The 18138-nt window shown below is 68.2% G+C and carries 20 protein-coding genes; 9 read left to right on the top strand and 11 right to left on the bottom strand.

Going from position 1 to position 18138, the window contains the following annotated elements:
* Positions 1-176 precede the first annotated feature (176 nt).
* Positions 177-2009: an ABC transporter ATP-binding protein gene (locus BM345_RS00100; RefSeq protein ID WP_175544876.1), complete on the top strand. Its 1833-nt coding sequence runs from the start codon at positions 177-179 to the stop codon at positions 2007-2009.
* A 9-nt stretch (positions 2010-2018) separates the two neighbouring features.
* Here BM345_RS00100 and BM345_RS00095 read toward each other — a convergent pair whose 3' ends face one another.
* A complete protein-coding gene (locus BM345_RS00095; RefSeq protein WP_093374296.1) occupies positions 2019-2306 on the bottom strand; it encodes an addiction module antidote protein in 288 nt (95 codons plus the stop codon).
* On the bottom strand, positions 2278-2598 hold the full coding sequence (locus BM345_RS00090) for a type II toxin-antitoxin system RelE/ParE family toxin (RefSeq protein ID WP_093374294.1): 321 nt from the start codon (positions 2596-2598) through the stop codon (positions 2278-2280). The genes BM345_RS00095 and BM345_RS00090 overlap by 29 nt, the downstream gene beginning before the upstream one ends.
* Before the next feature lie 151 nt (positions 2599-2749).
* Here BM345_RS00090 and argG point away from each other — a divergent pair, with 151 nt between their 5' ends.
* The 6 genes from argG to BM345_RS00060 all read left to right on the top strand — a co-directional run bounded on the left by argG (position 2750) and on the right by BM345_RS00060 (position 7786).
* A complete protein-coding gene (gene argG / locus BM345_RS00085; RefSeq protein ID WP_093374292.1) occupies positions 2750-4090 on the top strand; it encodes an argininosuccinate synthase in 1341 nt (446 codons plus the stop codon).
* Between the two features lie 268 nt (positions 4091-4358).
* On the top strand, positions 4359-5138 hold the full coding sequence (locus tag BM345_RS00080) for a glutamine amidotransferase (RefSeq protein ID WP_093375208.1): 780 nt from the start codon (positions 4359-4361) through the stop codon (positions 5136-5138).
* A complete protein-coding gene (locus BM345_RS00075) occupies positions 5135-5782 on the top strand; it encodes a CDP-alcohol phosphatidyltransferase family protein (protein WP_093374290.1) in 648 nt (215 codons plus the stop codon). The genes BM345_RS00080 and BM345_RS00075 overlap by 4 nt, the downstream gene beginning before the upstream one ends.
* Positions 5783-5798: 16 nt before the next feature.
* A complete protein-coding gene (locus tag BM345_RS00070) occupies positions 5799-6419 on the top strand; it encodes a histidine phosphatase family protein (protein ID WP_093374288.1) in 621 nt (206 codons plus the stop codon).
* A gap of 70 nt (positions 6420-6489) precedes the next feature.
* Entirely contained in the window at positions 6490-7455 is a 966-nt protein-coding gene (locus BM345_RS00065; protein ID WP_093374286.1) for a DnaJ C-terminal domain-containing protein, read from the top strand.
* Between the two features lie 4 nt (positions 7456-7459).
* Complete coding sequence (locus BM345_RS00060; protein WP_093374284.1) at positions 7460-7786, top strand: chaperone modulator CbpM; 327 nt, start codon at positions 7460-7462, stop codon at positions 7784-7786.
* A gap of 29 nt (positions 7787-7815) precedes the next feature.
* Here BM345_RS00060 and BM345_RS00055 read toward each other — a convergent pair whose 3' ends face one another.
* The 5 genes from BM345_RS00055 to BM345_RS00035 form a co-directional block, all read right to left on the bottom strand.
* Entirely contained in the window at positions 7816-8004 is a 189-nt protein-coding gene (locus BM345_RS00055; RefSeq protein ID WP_093374282.1) for a DUF3606 domain-containing protein, read from the bottom strand.
* Between the two features lie 67 nt (positions 8005-8071).
* Positions 8072-8974 (bottom strand): 3-hydroxyisobutyrate dehydrogenase, encoded by a 903-nt coding sequence (mmsB, locus tag BM345_RS00050; protein ID WP_093374280.1) that lies wholly within the window; start codon positions 8972-8974, stop codon positions 8072-8074.
* Between the two features lie 37 nt (positions 8975-9011).
* Positions 9012-10136: an enoyl-CoA hydratase/isomerase family protein gene (locus BM345_RS00045; RefSeq protein WP_093374278.1), complete on the bottom strand. Its 1125-nt coding sequence runs from the start codon at positions 10134-10136 to the stop codon at positions 9012-9014.
* A 30-nt stretch (positions 10137-10166) separates the two neighbouring features.
* Positions 10167-11321 carry an acyl-CoA dehydrogenase family protein gene (locus tag BM345_RS00040; RefSeq protein WP_093374276.1) on the bottom strand — a complete coding sequence of 385 codons (1155 nt, stop codon included), beginning with the start codon at positions 11319-11321 and terminating at the stop codon, positions 10167-10169.
* 65 nt (positions 11322-11386) lie between these two features.
* Positions 11387-12916, bottom strand: coding sequence for a CoA-acylating methylmalonate-semialdehyde dehydrogenase (locus BM345_RS00035; RefSeq protein ID WP_093374274.1), 1530 nt, complete (start codon positions 12914-12916; stop codon positions 11387-11389).
* 119 nt (positions 12917-13035) lie between these two features.
* Between BM345_RS00035 and BM345_RS00030 the strand changes: the two genes are divergently transcribed.
* Both BM345_RS00030 and BM345_RS00025 read left to right on the top strand, forming a co-directional pair.
* Entirely contained in the window at positions 13036-13926 is an 891-nt protein-coding gene (locus BM345_RS00030) for a LysR family transcriptional regulator (protein WP_093374272.1), read from the top strand.
* A gap of 123 nt (positions 13927-14049) precedes the next feature.
* Positions 14050-14961 (top strand): ketopantoate reductase family protein, encoded by a 912-nt coding sequence (locus tag BM345_RS00025; protein WP_093374270.1) that lies wholly within the window; start codon positions 14050-14052, stop codon positions 14959-14961.
* 13 nt (positions 14962-14974) lie between these two features.
* Here the strand turns inward: BM345_RS00025 and BM345_RS00020 are convergent, their stop codons facing one another.
* Genes BM345_RS00020 through BM345_RS00005 form a run of 4 tightly spaced genes read right to left on the bottom strand, consistent with a single transcriptional unit; the run spans position 14975 to position 17872 of the window.
* Entirely contained in the window at positions 14975-16366 is a 1392-nt protein-coding gene (locus BM345_RS00020) for a CoA transferase (protein WP_093374268.1), read from the bottom strand.
* A 54-nt stretch (positions 16367-16420) separates the two neighbouring features.
* Positions 16421-16810, bottom strand: a complete 390-nt coding sequence (locus BM345_RS00015) for a hypothetical protein (protein WP_093374266.1) — start codon at positions 16808-16810, stop codon at positions 16421-16423.
* A gap of 28 nt (positions 16811-16838) precedes the next feature.
* Positions 16839-17447: a TetR/AcrR family transcriptional regulator gene (locus BM345_RS00010; RefSeq protein WP_093374264.1), complete on the bottom strand. Its 609-nt coding sequence runs from the start codon at positions 17445-17447 to the stop codon at positions 16839-16841.
* A complete protein-coding gene (locus BM345_RS00005; protein WP_093374262.1) occupies positions 17444-17872 on the bottom strand; it encodes a nuclear transport factor 2 family protein in 429 nt (142 codons plus the stop codon). Before BM345_RS00005 ends, BM345_RS00010 begins: the two co-directional genes overlap by 4 nt.
* Between the last annotated feature and the right edge of the window lie 266 nt (positions 17873-18138).

Raw genomic sequence — 18138 nt, 5'->3', positions numbered from 1 at the left:
TAACTGGATATTTATACAGTATTCAACTCATCCTTGCCCAACCGTTACACGTTCCAGCGCAGGGATTTGCTCCGAGCGTCTACTGCCCGACCAAGTCGTCACCACCGGACCCAGGGCGAGCACCGGTTCGCTCGTCACGGCTAAAGTCTCGCCTCCGATCAGGGGAGAGATTCTTGCTGTTCCGCTTTTTCGAAAAACTTCTTTCGCCTTATCCACCGGCCGAGCCTGCGCTGCCGCCCAAGGGCTTCTTCGCCTTCCTCTGGGCCTGCACCGAGGGGCTGCGCGGCAAGGTGTTCTTGCTGGCCATGCTCACCGCGGCCATGTCGGCCTTCGAGGCGCTGCTCTTTGCCGTGCTCGGGCGCATGGTGGACTGGCTCTCGGGCGTACAGCCCGGCCAGCTGTGGGCCCAGCGCGGCAACACGCTGACATGGCTGGCCGTCGCCCTCGTGGCCAGCATCGCGGTGGTGGCCGTGCAGACCATCGTGAAGCATCAGACGCTGGCCATCAACCTGCCGATGCGCCTGCGCTGGAACTTCCACCGCCTGATGCTGGGCCAGAGCATGGCCTTCTACCAGGACGAGTTCGCCGGCCGCATCACCACCAAGGTGATGCAGACCGCCCTGGCCGTGCGCGACACCCTCTTCGTGATGGCCGACGTGCTGGTGGCCATGGTGATCTATGTCGCCACCATCATCATCCTGGCCGGCGTGTTCGCCGGCGGGCTGGTCTGGCCCTTCGTGGTGTGGCTGGTGTTCTACATCGCCACCATGTTCTATTTCGTGCCGCGCCTGGGACGCATCGGCAAGGCGCAGGCCGACGCCCGCTCGGTGATGGTGGGCCGCGTGACCGACGCCTACACCAACATCGCCACCGTCAAGCTGTTCTCGCACACCCAGCGCGAGGCCCAGTTCGCCCGCGCCGCCATGCAGGACTTCACCGTCACCGGCTACCGCCAGATGCGGCTGGTGAGCGCCTTCGAGATCGTCAACCACATCCTGTCGATGGGCCTGACCGGCGGCATGGCCGGCACCGCGCTATGGATGTGGTCGCAAGGCCAGGTGGGCGTGGGGGCAGTCGCCGCCGCCACCGCCATGGCGCTGCGGCTGCAGGGCATGTCGCACTGGATCATGTGGGAGATGACCAGCCTGTTCGAGAGCGTGGGCACGGTGCAGGACGGCATCAACACCCTGAGCCGCCCGCGCACCGTGGTCGATTCTCCCGAGGCCTTCGCGCTGGAGGTGCCGCGCGGCGAGGTGCGCTTCGAGGATGTCTCCTTCGCCTACGGCGAGGGCAAGAAGCACGTCATCCGGAACATGGACCTGGTGGTGCGCCCCGGCGAGAAGGTGGGCCTGGTCGGCCGCTCCGGCGCGGGCAAGTCGACGCTGGTGAACCTGCTGCTGCGCTTTCATGACCTCAGCGGCGGGCGGCTTCTGATCGACGGACAGGACATCTCGCTGGTCACGCAGGATTCGCTGCGCGCCCACATCGGCATGGTGACGCAGGACACCAGCCTGCTGCACCGTTCGCTGGCCGAGAACATCTCCTATGGCATGCCGGACGCCACCGAGACGCAGATCCGCGCCGCGGCCGAGCGCGCCGAGGCGTCGAACTTCGTCGACACGCTGACCGACCCGCAGGGCCGCAAGGGCCTGGCCGCGCAGGTGGGCGAGCGCGGCGTGAAGCTCTCGGGCGGGCAGCGCCAGCGCATCGCCATTGCCCGGGTGATGCTCAAGGACGCGCCCATCCTGCTGCTGGACGAAGCCACCAGCGCGCTCGATTCCGAGGTGGAGGCGGCCATCCAGGCCAGCCTCTACCGCCTGATGGAAGGCAAGACGGTGATCGCCATCGCCCACCGCCTTTCGACCATCGCCGCGATGGACCGGCTCATCGTGCTGGACGAGGGCCGCGTCGTGGAGGAAGGCGACCACAAGAGCCTGCTGGCGCAGGGCGGGCTGTATGCGCGGCTGTGGGCGCACCAGAGCGGGGGGTTCCTGGGGGAGGAGGATTGATTCCCGATCTCAGGCGGGTTCCACCTTGAGCTTGAAGCCCAGCGCGCGGATGACCTTGAACAAGGTATCGCTGCTGGGCGCGCGTTCCCCGGAGAGGCTCTTGTAAAGGCTCTCGCGCGACAGGCCGGTATCCTTCGCCAACTGGGCCATGCCGCGGGCGCGCGCGATGGCGCCCAGCGCGCCGGCCAGCTCCGCGGGGTCGTTGTCTTCCACCACCTGGCGCAGGTACTCGACCATGTCCTGCTCGTCGAGCAGGTAGTTGGCAACGTCAAAGGGGCGGGTCTTGATCTTGCTCATTTCGCAACTCCAGGGCCATCTTGCGGGCTCGTTCGATGTCACGCTGCTGCGTCGACTTGTCGCCTCCGCCCAGCATGACGATGATGGTTCCGTTCCGCTCCATGAAGTACATGCGCCAGCCGGGACCGAAGAACTCGCGCATTTCCGAAACGCCATCGCCCACGGGCGCCACGTCACCCAGATTTCCGCGGCGCGCCTTGTCGAGCCGGCGGGCCAGGCGGATGCGCGTGGCCCGGTCCTTCAATCCTCCAAGCCAAAGTGCAAACCCATCGGTTTCGACGACCGTGAACATGCACTCGATTGTAGCCACAAGGATACAAACATGTTCACTCGCACAACGGCCCTTGACCGAAGAAAGCCTCTGCCCCACTTGTGGTCCAATTTAGGGTTCTCCCGGCCACCTCCCCCGCCGGCGATTCCCCTATCCAAGTAGCCGAAGCATCATGAGCACGATCCTGCAGAACCTCCCCACCGGCCAGAAGGTCGGCATTGCCTTCTCCGGCGGCCTGGACACCAGCGCCGCGCTGCTGTGGATGAAGAAGAAGGGCGCGCAGCCCTACGCCTACACCGCCAACCTGGGTCAGCCCGACGAGCCCGACTACGACGAGATCCCGCGCAAGGCCATGGCCTACGGCGCCGAGAAGGCCCGCCTGGTCGACTGCCGCGCGCAGCTGGTGGCCGAGGGCATCGCCGCCCTGCAATCGAACGCCTTCCACGTCAGCACCGGCGGCGTGACCTACTTCAACACCACGCCCCTGGGCCGCGCCGTGACCGGCACCATGCTGGTGGCCGCCATGAAGGAAGACGACGTCAACATCTGGGGCGACGGCTCGACCTTCAAGGGCAACGACATCGAGCGCTTCTACCGCTACGGCCTGCTGACCAACCCCTCGCTCAAGATCTACAAGCCCTGGCTCGACCAGAAGTTCATCGACGAGCTGGGCGGCCGCAAGGAAATGAGCGAGTTCCTCATCGCCAACGGTTTCGACTACAAGATGAGCGTGGAGAAGGCCTACAGCACCGACTCCAACATGCTGGGCGCCACCCACGAGGCGAAAGACCTGGAGTTCCTGAACTCGGGCATCCGCATCGTCAACCCGATCATGGGCGTGGCCTTCTGGAAGGAAGCCGTGGCCGTGAAGGCCGAAGAGGTGACGGTCCGCTTCGAGGAAGGCCAGCCGGTCGCCCTGAACGGCAAGACCTTCGCCAGCGCCGTGGAGCTGATGGAAGAGGCCAACCGCATCGGCGGGCGCCACGGCCTGGGCATGAGCGACCAGATCGAGAACCGCATCATCGAGGCCAAGAGCCGCGGCATCTACGAAGCGCCCGGCATGGCGCTGCTGCACATCGCCTACGAGCGCCTGGTCACCGGCATCCACAACGAGGACACCATCGAGCAGTACCGCATCAATGGCATCAAGCTCGGCCGCCTGCTCTACCAGGGCCGCTGGTTCGACCCGCAGGCCATCATGCTGCGCGAGACCGCCCAGCGCTGGGTGGCACGCGCCATCACCGGCGAAGTGACGCTGGAATTGCGCCGCGGCAACGACTACTCGCTGCTCAACACCGATTCGCCCAACCTCACCTACAAGCCCGAGCGCCTGTCGATGGAGAAGGTGGAGGACGCGCCCTTCTCGCCCGCCGACCGCATCGGCCAGCTGACCATGCGCAACCTGGACATCGTGGACACGCGCGACAAGCTGATGACGTACGTGAAGACCGGCCTGCTCGCACCGTCCACGGGGGCCGAGTTGCCGCAGCTCAAGGACGAGCGCAAGTCCTGATCGGCCATCCGGCTGGCGGCTTCCCGCAACCGCCGACCGGCGTGTCCTACAAAGGACTACAAGCCCTGCTGACGCGCGCGGGCCGTCCGGCGCCCGATGCTTGAGCCTTCTTCAAAACAGGAGGCTTTAGCCGTGAACTCCATCATCTACATCGTCGGCTTGGTCGTGGTCGTTGTGGCCGTGCTCTCTTTCTTCGGCCTGCGCTGACAATACGCCCGGTGCCGGCCCGCTGCCTAGGCGGTCCGCGCGCTCGGGCATCATGGCGGGCATGCAAGAAGCAAGCACCCCTCTCCCCCGCCCTCTACTGATTCTGAAAACGGGCGACACCTACGAGGAGCTGCGCTCGCCGCGCGGCGATTTCGAGCATTGGGTCGCCTCTGGCCTGGGTGCCGCAATGCCGGTGCGCGTCATCGATGCGCGCGTCGCAGAACAGGCGCTGCCCCCCGCCAACCAGATTTCCGGCGTGGTCGTGACCGGCTCGCACGCCATGGTTTCGCACCGCGAAGCCTGGAGCGAGCGCGCCGCCGAGTGGCTTGGCAATCTGGTGCGCGAGGACGAGGTTCCCGTGCTGGGCATTTGCTATGGCCACCAACTGCTCGCACACGCGTTGGGCGGCCAGGCCGGCGACCATCCGGTGTCGATGGAGATCGGAACCGTTCAGGTCGAGGCCACCGCAGCCGCCGCCCACGATCCCCTGTTTGCCGCCATGCCCGCCCGCTTCGAGGCGCATGTGGTGCACCGCCAGAGCGCGCTGTGTCTTCCGCCGGGCGCCGTCCGCCTGGCCGGCAACGGCTTCGAATCGAACCAGGCCTTCCGCGTCGGCGAACAGGCCTGGGGCGTACAGTTCCATCCCGAGTTCGACGAAGACGCGATGCGCGGCTACATCGACCGCCAATGGGCGAGCCTGGAGAATCCCCAGGCCCTGCGCGACCGCGTGTGCGCCACGCCCGAAGCGGCCCGGCTGCTGGAGCGCTTCGGCAACCTGGTCGCCGAACGCTCGGCCGCCGCCACGGCCCCTGCTGCTGCTGAAACTGAAGGATCGACATGAGCACCACCACCAGCGCGGCCGACAAGAAGCCGCGCAAGCATTTCTCGATGATCCGGGAGTTCCACCTGGCCGACGTGTTCACGCTGGGCAACGCCGCCTGCGGCGTGGGCGCCGTCTTCCTGGCCATGGCCTACATGTCCACCCAGTCGCTGACCCAGTTCCTGTGGGCGGCGGCGCTGGCGCCTGCAGCCTTCGTGTTCGACGTCTTCGACGGGCGCATCGCACGCTGGCGCCAGACGCAGTCGGCACTCGGGCGCGAGCTGGATTCGCTGGCCGACATCATCTCCTTTGGCGTGATGCCCGCCACGCTGGGCTTTGCCGCCGGCCTGGACGGCGGCTGGGACTGCGCGGTGCTGGTGTACTTCGTTTGCTGCGGCGTGAGCCGCCTGGCGCGCTACAACGTCACGGCCGAGGCCCTGTCCGAAGGCAGCGCCAAGGTGAAGTATTTCGAGGGGACGCCCATTCCCACCAGCGTGGCACTGGTCGGCGTGCTGGCGATCGCGGCGTGGCAGGGCCGCGTGGGCGATGCGGTCTGGGGCGGCCAATGGCAGCTGGGACCCTGGGAACTGCATCCGCTGGTGCTGATGTTCGCGCTCTCGGGCACGCTGATGATCAGCAAGACCCTGCGCATTCCCAAGCTGTAGGCGGCACACTCCCGCCATGGCACAAGGACTCGAGGAATTCCTGAGGCTGGGCGCTGAGCACCCGCTGCTGCCCGCCTGCGACCACTTCTACTTCCTGCGGCACGGACAGACGGCGCGCAACGTGCAGCGCATCTTCCAGGCCCCGGACGAACCGCTGAACGACACCGGCCTGGACCAGGCGCGCCGGGCGGCCGAGCTGCTGGCGGGCGAGACCATCCGCAGCATCGTCTGCAGCGATGCGCAGCGAGCGATGACCACCGCGCAGACTGTCGCCGCGGCACACGGCATCGCGCCACTGCCCGACGAAGGCCTGCGCGAGCGCAATTTCGGCGCGCTCATCGGCACCTCCTCGGAACGCATCGACTGGGCCTGCGAGCCCGAGGACGGTGAAACGCTGGCCATCTTCATGCAACGCAAGCACGATGCCCTGCACCGCGCCCTTGCGCTGCCCGCGCCGGTGCTGGTGGTGGCCCACGGCGGCTCGCTCTACGCGCTCACCGCGATGCTGCGCATCCCCATGGACCTGAAGCTGCTGGGCAACGCACAGCCCTTGCGATTCGTGCGCAGCGGCACCATCTGGAACATCGAACCCCTCATGCAACCCCAAGCGGTGGACGGCGGCGCGGCCCTGGCCTGAGCAGCGAAGCAAGAAGAAGAACGAGAACGACGCGCGCCCCACGAGTCCACCGCCCACTCCAAGACACGCCATGGACTTCAAGGACTACTACTCGGCCCTCGGCGTCGAGCGCACGGCCTCCGAGGACGAGGTGCGCAAGGCCTACCGCAAGCTCGCGCGCAAGTACCACCCCGACGTCAGCAAGGAAGCCGACGCCGAGACGCGCATGCGCGAGCTGAACGAGGCCTACGACGTGCTGCGCGACAAGGAAAAGCGCGCCGCCTATGACCAGCTCGCCGACCGCGTGGCCCGCGGAGGCAGCCCGCAGGGCGACTTCCAGCCGCCGCCCGGCTGGGACGAAGGCTTCGAGTTCAACCACCGCCCCGGTGGCCAGGGCCCGGCCGACCATGCCGAGTTCAGCGAGTTCTTCTCCTCCATCTTCGGCAATGCCCAGCGCCGCGGGGCCGAGCGCCAGAACTTCCGCGCCCGCGGCGAGGACCACCACGCGGCCATCGAGATCACGGTGGAAGACGCGCTCAAAGGCGCCGAGCGCGAGATCACCCTGCGTGCCATGGAAGTGGACGAACAGGGCCACATGCAGTGGAAGCCGCGCACGCTGGAGGTGAAGATCCCGGCCGGCGTGCATCCGGGCCAGTACATCCGCCTGGCCGGCCAGGGCATGCCCGGCCACGGCGGCGAGCCGCCCGGCGACCTGTACCTGGAAGTGCGCATCGCGCCGCACAAGCTCTACCGCGTGGAAGAGCGCGACCTGTACATGACCCTGCCCGTCACGCCCACCGAGGCCGCCCTGGGCGCGAAGGTGCAGGTGCCCACGCCCACCGGCGGCGTGGTCGAGGTCACGGTGCCGCGCAATGCGCGCAACGGCCTCAAGCTGCGGCTGAAGGGGCGAGGCCTGGCAGGCAAGCCGCCGGGCGACCTCTACCTGCTGATCGACATCGTGCTGCCGCCGGCCGACAGCGACGCCGCCCGCAAGGCCTACGAGGCCCTGGCGCAAGCGAGCAGCGCTTTCTCGCCGCGCAGCCACCTGGGAGTCTGAAACCATGGTCACCATCAAGAGCAGCTACACCGTCACCGCCATCAGCGACGCCCAGCCCCTGGCCGCCCATGAACTCGCACACGCCTGCGGCGCGGAGCTCGACTGGGTGATTCAACTCGTGGACGTGGGCATTGTCGAGGCCGATGGCAGCGAGCGCCCGCCGCAGGAGTGGCGCTTCCAGAGCGCCGCGCTGCAGTGCGCGCTGGAAGCGCGCCGCCTGGAGCGCGACTTCGGCGCCAGCCTGGACGCGGCCGCACTCATCATCGACCTGGAGCGCGAGGTGCGGCGGCTCAAGGCCCTGCTGGGCGCGCAGGCGATCCACGCGCGCTGACGGAGATCCGGCGAACAGCAGGCTTCGAGTCAGCCGGGTGCGGTGGTGACCAGCTGGTTGCGCACTGCCGTCACGTGGTCACCGACCTTGATGACGGCCTGGCGCAGCTGGGTCTCGTTGCATTTCAGTTGCCGGCACCAGTACCTCAGCTCGACCGGGTCCAGCGTGTTGATGCGCCCCGGGTCCAGGGGATGGAAATGGGCGAGATCGTCGGACATGGGCACTCCTTCAATCGGCCCGTGATTTTGCGCCGCTCGCGTTGCGATGCAAGCAGCGCCCTTGCTCTCAACCCTTCTTCTGTACCAGCTTGATCACGCTGGAAAAATCCAGCGCACCGTAACCCGCCAGGCTGTGCGCGGCATAGAGGTTGCGCGCCATGCCGCCCAGCGGCGTGGCGGCGCGCACGGCGGCAGCGTTTTCCTGCGCCAGGCCCAGGTCCTTGAGCATCAGGTCGGTGCCGAAGCCGCCGGCGTAGTTCTTCGAGGCCGGTGCCGTCTCCATGACGCCGGGCATGGGGTTGTACTTCTCCAGCGCCCAGTTGCCGCCGGAACTGCGGCGCATGATCTCGGAGAGTACCTTGGGGTCCAGCCCGTTGGCCACGCCCAGCGCGAGTGCCTCGGAGGTGCCGATCATCAGGATGCCCAGCAGCATGTTGTTGCAGATCTTGGCGGTCTGCCCTGCGCCTGCGCCGCCTGCATGGAAGATATTGGCGCCCATCTTTTCCAGCACCGGCCGCGCGCGCTCCAGGTCGGCCGTCTCGCCGCCCACCATGAAGGTCAGCGTTCCGGCGATGGCCCCGCCGGTTCCGCCCGACACCGGCGCATCGATCATCGCGATGCCCCGCTTGGCCGCGGCCTCGGCCACCTTGCGCGAGGTGGCGGCAGCGATCGTGCTGCAGTCGATCACCAGCGCGCCGGCGCGCACATGTTCCAGCAAGCCCGTCCTGCCGTCGCCGCCGCCCAGGAACAGCGATTCGACGTGCTGGCTGGCCGGCAGCATGCTGATGACCACGTCGGCGCCCGCCACCGAGGCCGCCGCCGATTCGGCAATCGCCACGCCGTCGAGCAGCAGCTTTTGCGTGGCCTCCTGCGAGAGGTCGAAGGCGCTGAGCGCAAAGCCCGCCTTGTGCAGGTTCAGGGCCATCGGGCCGCCCATGTTGCCCAGGCCGATGAATGCGATCTTCTGCATGGTGTTGCTTGTCTCCGTGGTGATTCTGCGGGGGTCTTCAGGTCAGCGCGGCGAGAGGATGCGGCCCTGGCTCGCGCGCGCGCAGGTGGTCCTCGATGAACTCGCGCGTGACGTCTTGCAGGCGCGCGGGCTGCCACTTCGGGTTGCGGTCCTTGTCGATCAGCACGGCGCGGATGCCTTCGGCGAAGTCCTTGTGCGCGCAAAAGCCCAGCGAAGCCCAGTACTCGAGGCGGAACACCTCGGCCAGCGACATGCGCGGCACCAGCTGCCACAGCTCGAAGGTGAGCGCGGCGGAACTGGGCGCGCCCTTGGCGAAGGCGCGCGCGGCGTTCTGCAGCCAGGCATCGGCGCCCTCCTTCGCGGCCAGTGCGTTCAGGCGCGCGGCGATGTCCAGCAGGTCTTCGCCGGCCATGAGCGCATCGATCTCGTCGTAGTGCTCACGCAGCTTCGAAGGCGGCAGCTGCGCGCCCTGGCCGGCCCTCGCCAGGATGCGCGACAGCTCGGCGCGGTCGGCCTTGGCCTCGCCCAGCCAGCGGGTGGCGGCGATCATCTCCATCACCTGGCCCTTGTTCTCCTGCGGCACCATCTGGTCGGCCAGGCCGGTGAAGATGGCATCCGCCGCATTGATCTGCGCGGCCGTCAGCGCCAGGAACAGGCCCGTGCGGCCGGGCATGCGGCGCAGGAACCAGCTGCCGCCCACGTCGGGGTACAGGCCGATGTTGATCTCGGGCATCGCCACGCGGCTGGCCGGCGTCACCACCCGGTGCGAGCAGCCGGCCATGAGGCCCACGCCGCCGCCCATCACGATGCCGTGGCCCCAGCACATCAGCGGCTTGGGAAAGGTGTGGATCAGGTAGTCGAGCTCGTACTCCTCGCGGAAGAAGTCCTCGGCGTAGGTGTTGCGCTTCGGGCCGCATTCCAGCAGCGTCTGGTAGAGCTGGCGCAGGTCGCCGCCGGCGCAGAAGGCCTTCTCGCCCGCCGCCTGCAGCACCACGCCTGCAATCTGCGGGTCATCGGCCCAGGTGCGGAACTTCGGCAGCAGCAGGCGGACCATGTCCACCGACAAGGCATTGAGCGCCGCCGGCGCGTTGAGGGTGGCCACGCCGAAGCGGTGTCCACCGGCGGTCTGGATTTCTTCGAAGAGAACGACGGAATCTGACATTGAGAAAGTGATGCAGTGAAGCGGAAAAGCTCAGCGGATGTCGCTGTCGCCTTCCAGCAATTTTCGCGCGACGATGACGCGCATGATCTCGTTGGTGCCTTCCAGGATCTGGTGCACCCGCGCATCCCGCACCAGGCGCTCCAGCGGAAATTCGCCCAGGTAGCCGTAGCCGCCGTGCAGCTGCAGCGCGTCGTTGCAGACGTTGAAGCCCGCATCGGTGGCAAAGCGCTTGGCCATGGCGCAGTAGGTGCTGGCATCCGCATGGCCCGCATCGAGCTTGCTCGCCGCCAGGCGCACCATCTGGCGCGCGGCCACCAGCTCGGTCGCCATGTCGGCCAGCTTGAACTGCAGCGCCTGGAAGCTGGCCAAGGGCTTGCCGAACTGCTGGCGCTCGTGCAGGTAGCGGCGTGCCGCATCCAGCGCGCCCTGGGCCGCGCCCACCGAGCAGGTGGCGATGTTGATGCGCCCGCCGTCCAGCCCCTTCATGGCGATCTTGAAGCCCTCGCCCTCCTTGCCCAGCAGGTGGTCGGCCGGGATGCGCACGTTGTCGAAGCTGATGGTGCGCGTGGGCTGGCTGTTCCAGCCCATCTTGTGTTCCTTCTTGCCGTAGCTGATGCCGGGCGCGTCTGCGGCAAGAGCGAAGGCCGAGATGCCTCCCGCGCCGCCACCGCCGGTGCGCGCCATCAGCACCAGCACGTCTGTGGAACCAGCGCCCGAAATGAAGGCCTTGCCGCCGTTGATGACGTACTCGTGGCCCACCAGTTCCGCGCGCGTCTTCAGCGAGCCGGCGTCGGAGCCCGCGCCCGGTTCGGTCAGGCAGTAGGAAGCCAGCTTGCGGCCGCTGGTCAGGTCCTCGCCCCACTTCTCGCACACGGCCGGCGTGCCCCAGGTGCCCAGCATCCAGGTCGCCATGTTGTGGATGGTGATGAAGGCGGTGGTCGACGGATCGACCGCCGCCATCTCCTCGAACACCAGCGCCGCATCCAGCCGCGGCAGCGCCAGGCCGCCGACGCGCTCGGGCGCATAGAGGCCGCAGAAGCCCAGCTCGCCGGCCTTGGCGATGGCGTCCTTGGGGAAGAAGGCCTCGGCGTCCCAGCGCGCAGCGTGGGGCGCGAACTCGGCCTGGGCGAACGCGCGCGCGCTGTCGGCGAAGGCGCGCTGATCTTCTGTCAGTTCATAGTCCATGGTGCTCGTATTGTGTGGCGGTGCGCGGCCCGCTCCGCGTCGTCACCGCGCACCAGCCGGGCCCGTCACTTCAGGCTGATCGTCGTGTTCACGCCGTGCGACACCGTCTCGTCGTCGAACCAGCGCTCGGTCACCGTCTTGGTCTGCGTGTAGAACAGCACCACCTGCTTGCCGTACGGCCCCAGGTCGCCCAGCTTGGAAGCGCGCGAGCCGGTGAAGGAGAACAGCGGCACCGGCACCGGGATCGGCACGTTGATGCCCACCTGGCCCACGTCGATGTCTTCCTGGAAGCGGCGCGCCGCCGCGCCCGACTGCGTGAAGATCGCCGTGCCGTTGCCGTTGGGGTTGGCGTTGATCATCTCGATCGCCTCGTCGATGTCCGCCGCGCCGGCCACGCACAGCACCGGGCCGAAGATCTCCTGCTCGTAGATGCTCATGCCGGGCTTCACGCCCGAGAAGATCGTCGGGCCCACGAAGTTGCCCTTCTCGTAGCCGGGCACCGCGGGCTTGCGGCCGTCCAGTTCCAGCGTGGCGCCTTCGTCCGCGCCGCGGTCGATGAAGCCGTTCACGCGGTCATACGCGGCGCAGGACACCAGCGGACCCACGTCCACGCCCTTCTCGGTGCCGGCGCCGATCTTCAGCGTCTTGGCCTTGGCCACCAGGTCGGGAATCCACTTCTGCGCCTCGCCCACCAGCACCGCCACCGACACCGCCATGCAGCGCTGGCCCGCCGCACCGAAGGCCGCACCGGCCAGCGCGTTGAGCGTCTGCTCCTTGTTCGCGTCGGGCATGACGATGGCGTGGTTCTTCGCGCCCATCATGCATTGCACGCGCTTGCCGGCCAGCGAGGCGCGGTTGTAGACGTGCGTGCCCACCTTGGTCGAGCCCACGAAGGAGATCGCCTTGATGTCCTTGTGGTCACAGATGGCGTTGACCACGTTCTCGCCGCCGTGCACCACGTTCAGCACGCCGGGCGGAATACCGGCTTCGAGTGCCAGCTCGCACAGGCGCATGGTCACCATCGGGTCCTGCTCGCTCGGCTTGAGCACGAAGGTGTTGCCGGTGGCGATGGCCATCGGGAACATCCAAAGCGGGATCATGGCCGGGAAGTTGAAGGGCGTGATGCCCGCGCACACACCCAAAGGCTGCAGCACCGAGTAAGTGTCCACGCCGGTGGCCACGTTGTTGGCCAGCTCGCCCAGTTGCAGGTTGCCGATGGCCGAGGCGTGCTCCACCACCTCCAGGCCGCGGAACACGTCGCCCTCGGCATCGGGCAGGGTCTTGCCCTGCTCGGCCGTGAGGATCGCGGCCAGCTCGCCCATGTTCTCGCGGATCAGCTGCTGCAGCTTCAGGAAGACGCGGGCGCGCGCGCCGATGGCGGTCTTGCGCCAGGTCTTGAAGGCTTCCTTGGCCGAGGCCACGGCGGCGTCCACCTCCTCCTGCGTGGCGAAGGGCACGCGGGCCAGCACTTCCTGCGTGGCCGGGTTGACGACGTTGCGCCATTCGGTGGTCTTCGATTCGACGAACTTGCCGCCGATCAGCAGCTTGACGGTGGCGACCTGCGTGCTGGCCGCAGAGGTGGTGGTGGCATCCATGTCTGTTGTCTCCTGGAGGGGTGCTTGCGTGTGAACAGGCGGCCATCCTAGCTTTGCAGATTTGCGATAACAATAGACAAATACGCATCCACGATCTGCAAATTTGCAACTCCTTCCAGATGGACTGGGACAACCTCCGCTACTTCCTCGAACTGGCCCGCTCGGGCACCCTGATCAGCGCCGCGCGGCGGCTGTCGGTGGACCACACCACGGTGGCGCGCCGCATCCAGGCGCTGGAGAAGGAGATGGGCACCGCCCTCTTCTCGCGCGAGGCCGGCGGCCACAGGCTGACCGAGGCGGGCCGGCGCCTGCAGCCGCAGGTGGAGGCCATGGAGGAGTCCTTCCGTGCCGTCGAGAGCGCCGCGCCGGCGTCGAACGAAGGCTTGTCGGGCCTGGTGCGCATCGGCGCCACCGAGGGTTTCGGCACGGTGGTGCTGGCGCCGCACCTGGCGCAGTTCGCCACCGCGCATCCCAAGCTCGTGATCGACCTCCTGGCCATGCCGCGCCTGGTGCACCTCTCGCGGCGCGAGGCCGACATCGTGATCTCGCTGGAGCGGCCGGCGCGCGGGCCGGTGGTCGTGACCAAGCTGACCGACTACGTGCTGCGCCTGTACGCGTCGAAGGACTACCTGGCTCAGCACGCGCCCATCCGCAGCCGCGAGGACCTGCGCGGCCACACCTTCATCAGCTACGTCGACGACCTGCTTTTCTCGAAGGAGCTGCAGTACCTCGACGAGCTGTACAAGCCCGACTCCTTCGCGCTGCGCAGCACCAGCATCCTGGCGCAGCACCGCGCGACAACCGCGGGCGCAGGCATCGCGGTGCTGCCGGCCTTCATCGCCGAGCAGGACAAGAGCCTGCGCCGCGTGCTGCCCAGGGAGGCGAACTTCACGCGCACCTTCTGGATGTCGGTGCCGGCCGAGACACGCAGCCTGGTGCGCATGAAGGCAGTGTGGGATTTCCTGCGCGAGACGGTGGAGGCGCAGCGGGCGATCCTGCTGCCGGACTGAAGCAGCGGTACCCAAGGCGCCCAAGCAGCGCCGCCCGATCTGCGCGAGACTATGCGATCCGGCCCTGCCGGCGAGCAGGTATGGCACCTGCAAGTCCATCTCGAAGAAACCAGGAGACGAACAATGAAAGTCGTGGTCATGGGCGCCGGCGCGGTCGGCTGCTATTACGGGGGCCTGCTGGCGCGTGCCGGCCACGAGGTGGTGCTGATCGGCCGCCAGCCGCACGTGGCGGCGATCCAGCGCGGCGGTCTGCGCATCCAGACCGCCGCCTTCGACGAGCAGGTCAACCTGCAGGCCAGCACCGAACCCAGCGCGGTGCAGGGCGCGCAGTTGGTACTGTTCTGCGTGAAATCCCCCGACACCGAATCCGCGGGCAGCCTGCTCGCACCCTGGCTGGCGCCCGATTCGCTGGTGCTGTGCCTGCAGAACGGCGTGGACAATGCCGACCGCCTGCGCACCGTGCTGCCCGCCACGCAGGCGGTGGCGGCCGCGGTGGTCTACGTGGCCACGGAGATGGCCGGACCGGGCCACGTGAAGCACCATGGCCGCGGCGAACTGGTGATCGAACCCGCTTCCGGCAGCGACGAAGCGGCGCGCGTGCTGGGCGAGGCGGGCACGCAGGTGCAGATCTCCGACAACGTGCGCGGCGCGCTGTGGAGCAAGCTGATCCTCAACTGCGCCTACAACGCACTTTCGGCGATCACCCACCTGCCCTACGGCCGCGTGGCGGAAGGCGAAGGCGTGAGCACGGTGCTGCACGACGTGGTCGAAGAGTGCCTGGCAGTGGGCGAGGCCGATGGCGCCCGCATCTCGCGCGCCGACATCGAGGCCGCAGTGCAGCGCCTTCCGGGCAGCATGCCGATGCAGTACTCCTCCACCTCGCAGGACCTGTCGCGCGGCAAGCCCACCGAGATCGACTACCTCAACGGCTACGTGGTGCGCCGCGGCCAGGCGCTGGGCATTGCCACGCCGGCCAATCGCGTGCTGCAGGTGCTGGTGAAGCTGCTCGAGAGCAAGCAGCGCGAGCACGAGTAGGCCGCGCGATCGCTCACTCCGCCGGCCACTGCGGCGGATGCGTGCCCGGCGGCATCGAGGGCCGCTCCCATCTCGCAGGCGTGCGCGACAGCTGCGCACTGTGCCGCACCGCGCGCAGTTCGCCGAAGCCCGAGGCGGTGGTCTCCAGGTAGGGCTCGATGTCCGGCCGCGGCCCCTGCGGCTGCGCCGGCACGCGGCCCAGCTTGCGCAACCACTGCCCGGTCTGCGCCAGCGCGACGCGCACCAGCCAGCTGCCGCCCTCGCGCTGTTGGCGCCACAGCGCGGCGGCGGCACCGAAGGCGATGAGGTAGCCGGTGGCCTCGTCCAGGATCTGCATCGGCAGCGGACGCGGCTTGTCGGCATGGCCGAAGGCCTCGCCCTCGGCCGCGTTGAAGCCCATCGCCGTCTGCACCAGTGAATCGAAGCCGCGCCGTCCGGCCCACGGTCCCTGCGAGCCGTAGGCGCTCAGCGACACGGCGACGATGCCGGGCCGAAGGCGCGCCAGGTCCTCGGGGCCGAAACCACGGTCCGACAGTCCACCCGGCCGGTAGCCCTGCACGAACACATGCGCATCGTCCAGCAACTGGCGCATGGCGGCGCGGCCCTCGTCGGTGTCCAGGTCCACATGCACCGACAGCTTGCCGCGGCTGGTGTCGGCAATGGCCGAGATGTTGGGCAGATTCGGCGAGTTCACCAGCATCACGTCCGCACCGTAGGCCGCCAGTGCCTTGCCGCCTACGGGCCCGGCCAGCACGCGGGTCAGGTCCAGCACGCGGATGCCGTCGAGCGGGCGCCGGTCCACCGCGAGCGGCGGCAACTCTCGCACAGGCGCTTCGCCGATGCGCTCCAGCGTGAACAAGGGCTGCGCGGCCACCGCCAGGCCCTGCGGCGTCTGGTCCCATTGCGCGAAGCTGCGCAGTGCGCTCGCCACCAGCCCTTGCGCCGCAGCGGCGTCCTCGAAGTCCAGGGCCTTCCACCCCAGCAGCGCGGCCTCGGCATCGGCGCGCGTGGCCACGTCGGGGTCCAGGCCCAGCAGCTTCAGCGCGCCCTCGCGGTGGTGCGCGAAGTTGGCATGGATGCGCGCATGCCCGTCGGCGCAGCGGTACAGGCCCGAGACCGGATCCCACACCTCGGGCACCTTGCCGTCCAGGCTGAACCAGCCGGTGCACTCCACGGCCGCGTGCGCCATATCGACGCTCACCTCCTGACGGGGCGTGCCGCGCGCATGCCCCACTTCGCAGGCGGCGAGCGCCGCGGCCGTGATGGTGCTCTGCGCGGCGGTGCCCACCGCGAAAGACGAGGGGTAGACCGGATCGCTGCCCACGAGCCTGAGCATGCCCAAGGCCTCGGCCGGCAGCGCCGCCGATTGCCATAGCGCGGCAACAACATCGAGTGAAGACTGCATGGCCCATTGTGCGTCGGCCTGCCACCTCGCATGCCGGCGCGAAGGATCGCGGGTCTAGGCCATGCGCGTGAGCGACAGCGTCAAGCAGCCGTGCACCTGCAGACGGAAGCGCCCGCGGCCGGTGCGCGCCAGCTGCAGCGGCGCCGCACGCTCGCGCAGGCGCTGCTGCAACAGCCCCAGCCGCACGCTCAGGTTGTCGTGCAGCTCGGGCAGGCGCAGTTCGGTGCCCGCCAGGCGAAGCTCGCGCGTGCTGAAGTCCTGCCGGCCCGTGGCCAGGTATTCACGCACCAGCTTGACCAGAATTCCGCCGGCGACGCCGCGCACCAGGTAGTCGTCGTCGAGGAACACGCTTCCGTCGCGCGGGTGGTGGCGGATGCGCACCTGTCGGCCGCTTGCGCCGCCAGCCGCGATGTCCGGCGTCTCGCGCTGTTCGAAGCCCTGCATGTGCCAGCTCCCTTGTTCTCGCGAGGGATCAGTTGGCGCCCGGCTTGCGCGCCGCATCGACCAGCGCGCGGATCGCCCAGCGCTTGACGCGCCGCGCCTCGGCATCGTCGAGCTGCAGCACGTCCTTGAACACGATGATGGCCTCGGGCCCGATCACCAGCGCCAGCGCCCGGCTCAGGGTCTTGAGCGCACCGGGCCGAAACTGCGCGCGCGCCGGCTCCAGCGCGGCATCGATCAGGGGGCTGCGGCGGTTCTGCCGCGCCGGTACTTCCGCACCGCCGCGCCGGTTGGCCGCCTCGAGCGAGCGCGCCATCGTCACGCGCAGGGCGGCCTCGTTCTCCAGCGTCATGTCGTGGAAGGCGGCGTCCACCCGATCGAGCCGGACCACCGGGTCACCGGACCGGGTATCGGCGAACAGCTCTTCGGCCTGCGGCGTCGAGATGTCGAGCGACGCCTCGATCAGCAGCGCCGACAGGTCCGGGAAGTGCCGGTAGGCCGTGGCGCGCGACACCATGGCCTCTTCGGCGCATTCCTCCAGTGTGGGCGTGCGGCCCTGGCGCGCCAGGCGCGCGGCAGCCTGCAGCAGGTCCTTGCGGGTGCGCCGCAACTGGTTGGCGCGTCGGGTTCCGTCGCTCATGTTCGGTTCTGCGGCAACTGGGCCTGGATGGCCGCCAGGTCGACCCACACGTTTTCGCGCCCGATCTGGCCGCCCTGGGTGAACTCGATCACGTGCAGCAGGCGGAACTCCAGCGGCCGGTCGCCGCCTTCGAGCCCGAAGGGACGGCCGGGCGCGCGGCCGCGCCAGATCGACTCGTCGACCAGGAAGTCCGGACCATAGAGACGGCGCACCGGCTCGACCCGGCTCTCCGACAGGTCCTGGAACAGCGCCTGATAGAAAGGCCGGGCACCTTCGCGCCCGCGAGACGGCCCGGTGGGCCAGCCGACCACGTCGTGCACGACCTCGGGCGACAGGGTGGCAAGCACGCCTTCGACGTCGTCGGCGGCTTCATGGCCGAAGTGCTCGTCGATGAGGCGGTTCATTTCCTGCGGGCTCAGCGTCATGGCGGTCTCTCCTCGCTCAGAGTGAGTTGATGAAATCATAATGAGAAAATTGTCTCATTACAAGTTTGATGTTTCTCCTTGCTTATCGAAAAGTTAAGGATCGCGTAGCAAAGAATTAGCAGTGCCACCGGCAAGCCGATTCGATACTGGGTTCACCTTCAATTCCTCCCAAGGAGATGTAATGGATGCCTCCCTCCCTACGGGGACAGCAAGAGCAGGAGCACGGAGATGAGCAGCTTGGCTGTTCTGGGCGGCTGGCTTGCCTG

This window comes from Variovorax sp. OV329 (assembly GCF_900114785.1).
Taxonomy (GTDB): domain Bacteria; phylum Pseudomonadota; class Gammaproteobacteria; order Burkholderiales; family Burkholderiaceae_C; genus Variovorax.
This window is presented reverse-complemented; position numbering and strand designations above follow the sequence as displayed.

Bases quoted from the DNA above. Each gene is read 5' to 3' on its own strand.
- BM345_RS00095 (WP_093374296.1), bottom strand. From the start codon at position 2,306: ATGAGCAAGATCAAGACCCGCCCCTTTGACGTTGCCAACTACCTGCTC.
- BM345_RS00090 (WP_093374294.1), bottom strand. From the start codon at position 2,598: ATGTTCACGGTCGTCGAAACCGATGGGTTTGCACTTTGGCTTGGAGGA.
- argG (WP_093374292.1), top strand. From the start codon at position 2,750: ATGAGCACGATCCTGCAGAACCTCCCCACCGGCCAGAAGGTCGGCATT.
- BM345_RS00080 (WP_093375208.1), top strand. From the start codon at position 4,359: ATGCAAGAAGCAAGCACCCCTCTCCCCCGCCCTCTACTGATTCTGAAA.
- BM345_RS00075 (WP_093374290.1), top strand. From the start codon at position 5,135: ATGAGCACCACCACCAGCGCGGCCGACAAGAAGCCGCGCAAGCATTTC.
- BM345_RS00070 (WP_093374288.1), top strand. From the start codon at position 5,799: ATGGCACAAGGACTCGAGGAATTCCTGAGGCTGGGCGCTGAGCACCCG.
- BM345_RS00065 (WP_093374286.1), top strand. From the start codon at position 6,490: ATGGACTTCAAGGACTACTACTCGGCCCTCGGCGTCGAGCGCACGGCC.
- BM345_RS00060 (WP_093374284.1), top strand. From the start codon at position 7,460: ATGGTCACCATCAAGAGCAGCTACACCGTCACCGCCATCAGCGACGCC.
- BM345_RS00055 (WP_093374282.1), bottom strand. From the start codon at position 8,004: ATGTCCGACGATCTCGCCCATTTCCATCCCCTGGACCCGGGGCGCATC.
- mmsB (WP_093374280.1), bottom strand. From the start codon at position 8,974: ATGCAGAAGATCGCATTCATCGGCCTGGGCAACATGGGCGGCCCGATG.
- BM345_RS00045 (WP_093374278.1), bottom strand. From the start codon at position 10,136: ATGTCAGATTCCGTCGTTCTCTTCGAAGAAATCCAGACCGCCGGTGGA.
- BM345_RS00040 (WP_093374276.1), bottom strand. From the start codon at position 11,321: ATGGACTATGAACTGACAGAAGATCAGCGCGCCTTCGCCGACAGCGCG.
- BM345_RS00035 (WP_093374274.1), bottom strand. From the start codon at position 12,916: ATGGATGCCACCACCACCTCTGCGGCCAGCACGCAGGTCGCCACCGTC.
- BM345_RS00030 (WP_093374272.1), top strand. From the start codon at position 13,036: ATGGACTGGGACAACCTCCGCTACTTCCTCGAACTGGCCCGCTCGGGC.
- BM345_RS00025 (WP_093374270.1), top strand. From the start codon at position 14,050: ATGAAAGTCGTGGTCATGGGCGCCGGCGCGGTCGGCTGCTATTACGGG.
- BM345_RS00020 (WP_093374268.1), bottom strand. From the start codon at position 16,366: ATGCAGTCTTCACTCGATGTTGTTGCCGCGCTATGGCAATCGGCGGCG.
- BM345_RS00015 (WP_093374266.1), bottom strand. From the start codon at position 16,810: ATGCAGGGCTTCGAACAGCGCGAGACGCCGGACATCGCGGCTGGCGGC.
- BM345_RS00010 (WP_093374264.1), bottom strand. From the start codon at position 17,447: ATGAGCGACGGAACCCGACGCGCCAACCAGTTGCGGCGCACCCGCAAG.
- BM345_RS00005 (WP_093374262.1), bottom strand. From the start codon at position 17,872: ATGACGCTGAGCCCGCAGGAAATGAACCGCCTCATCGACGAGCACTTC.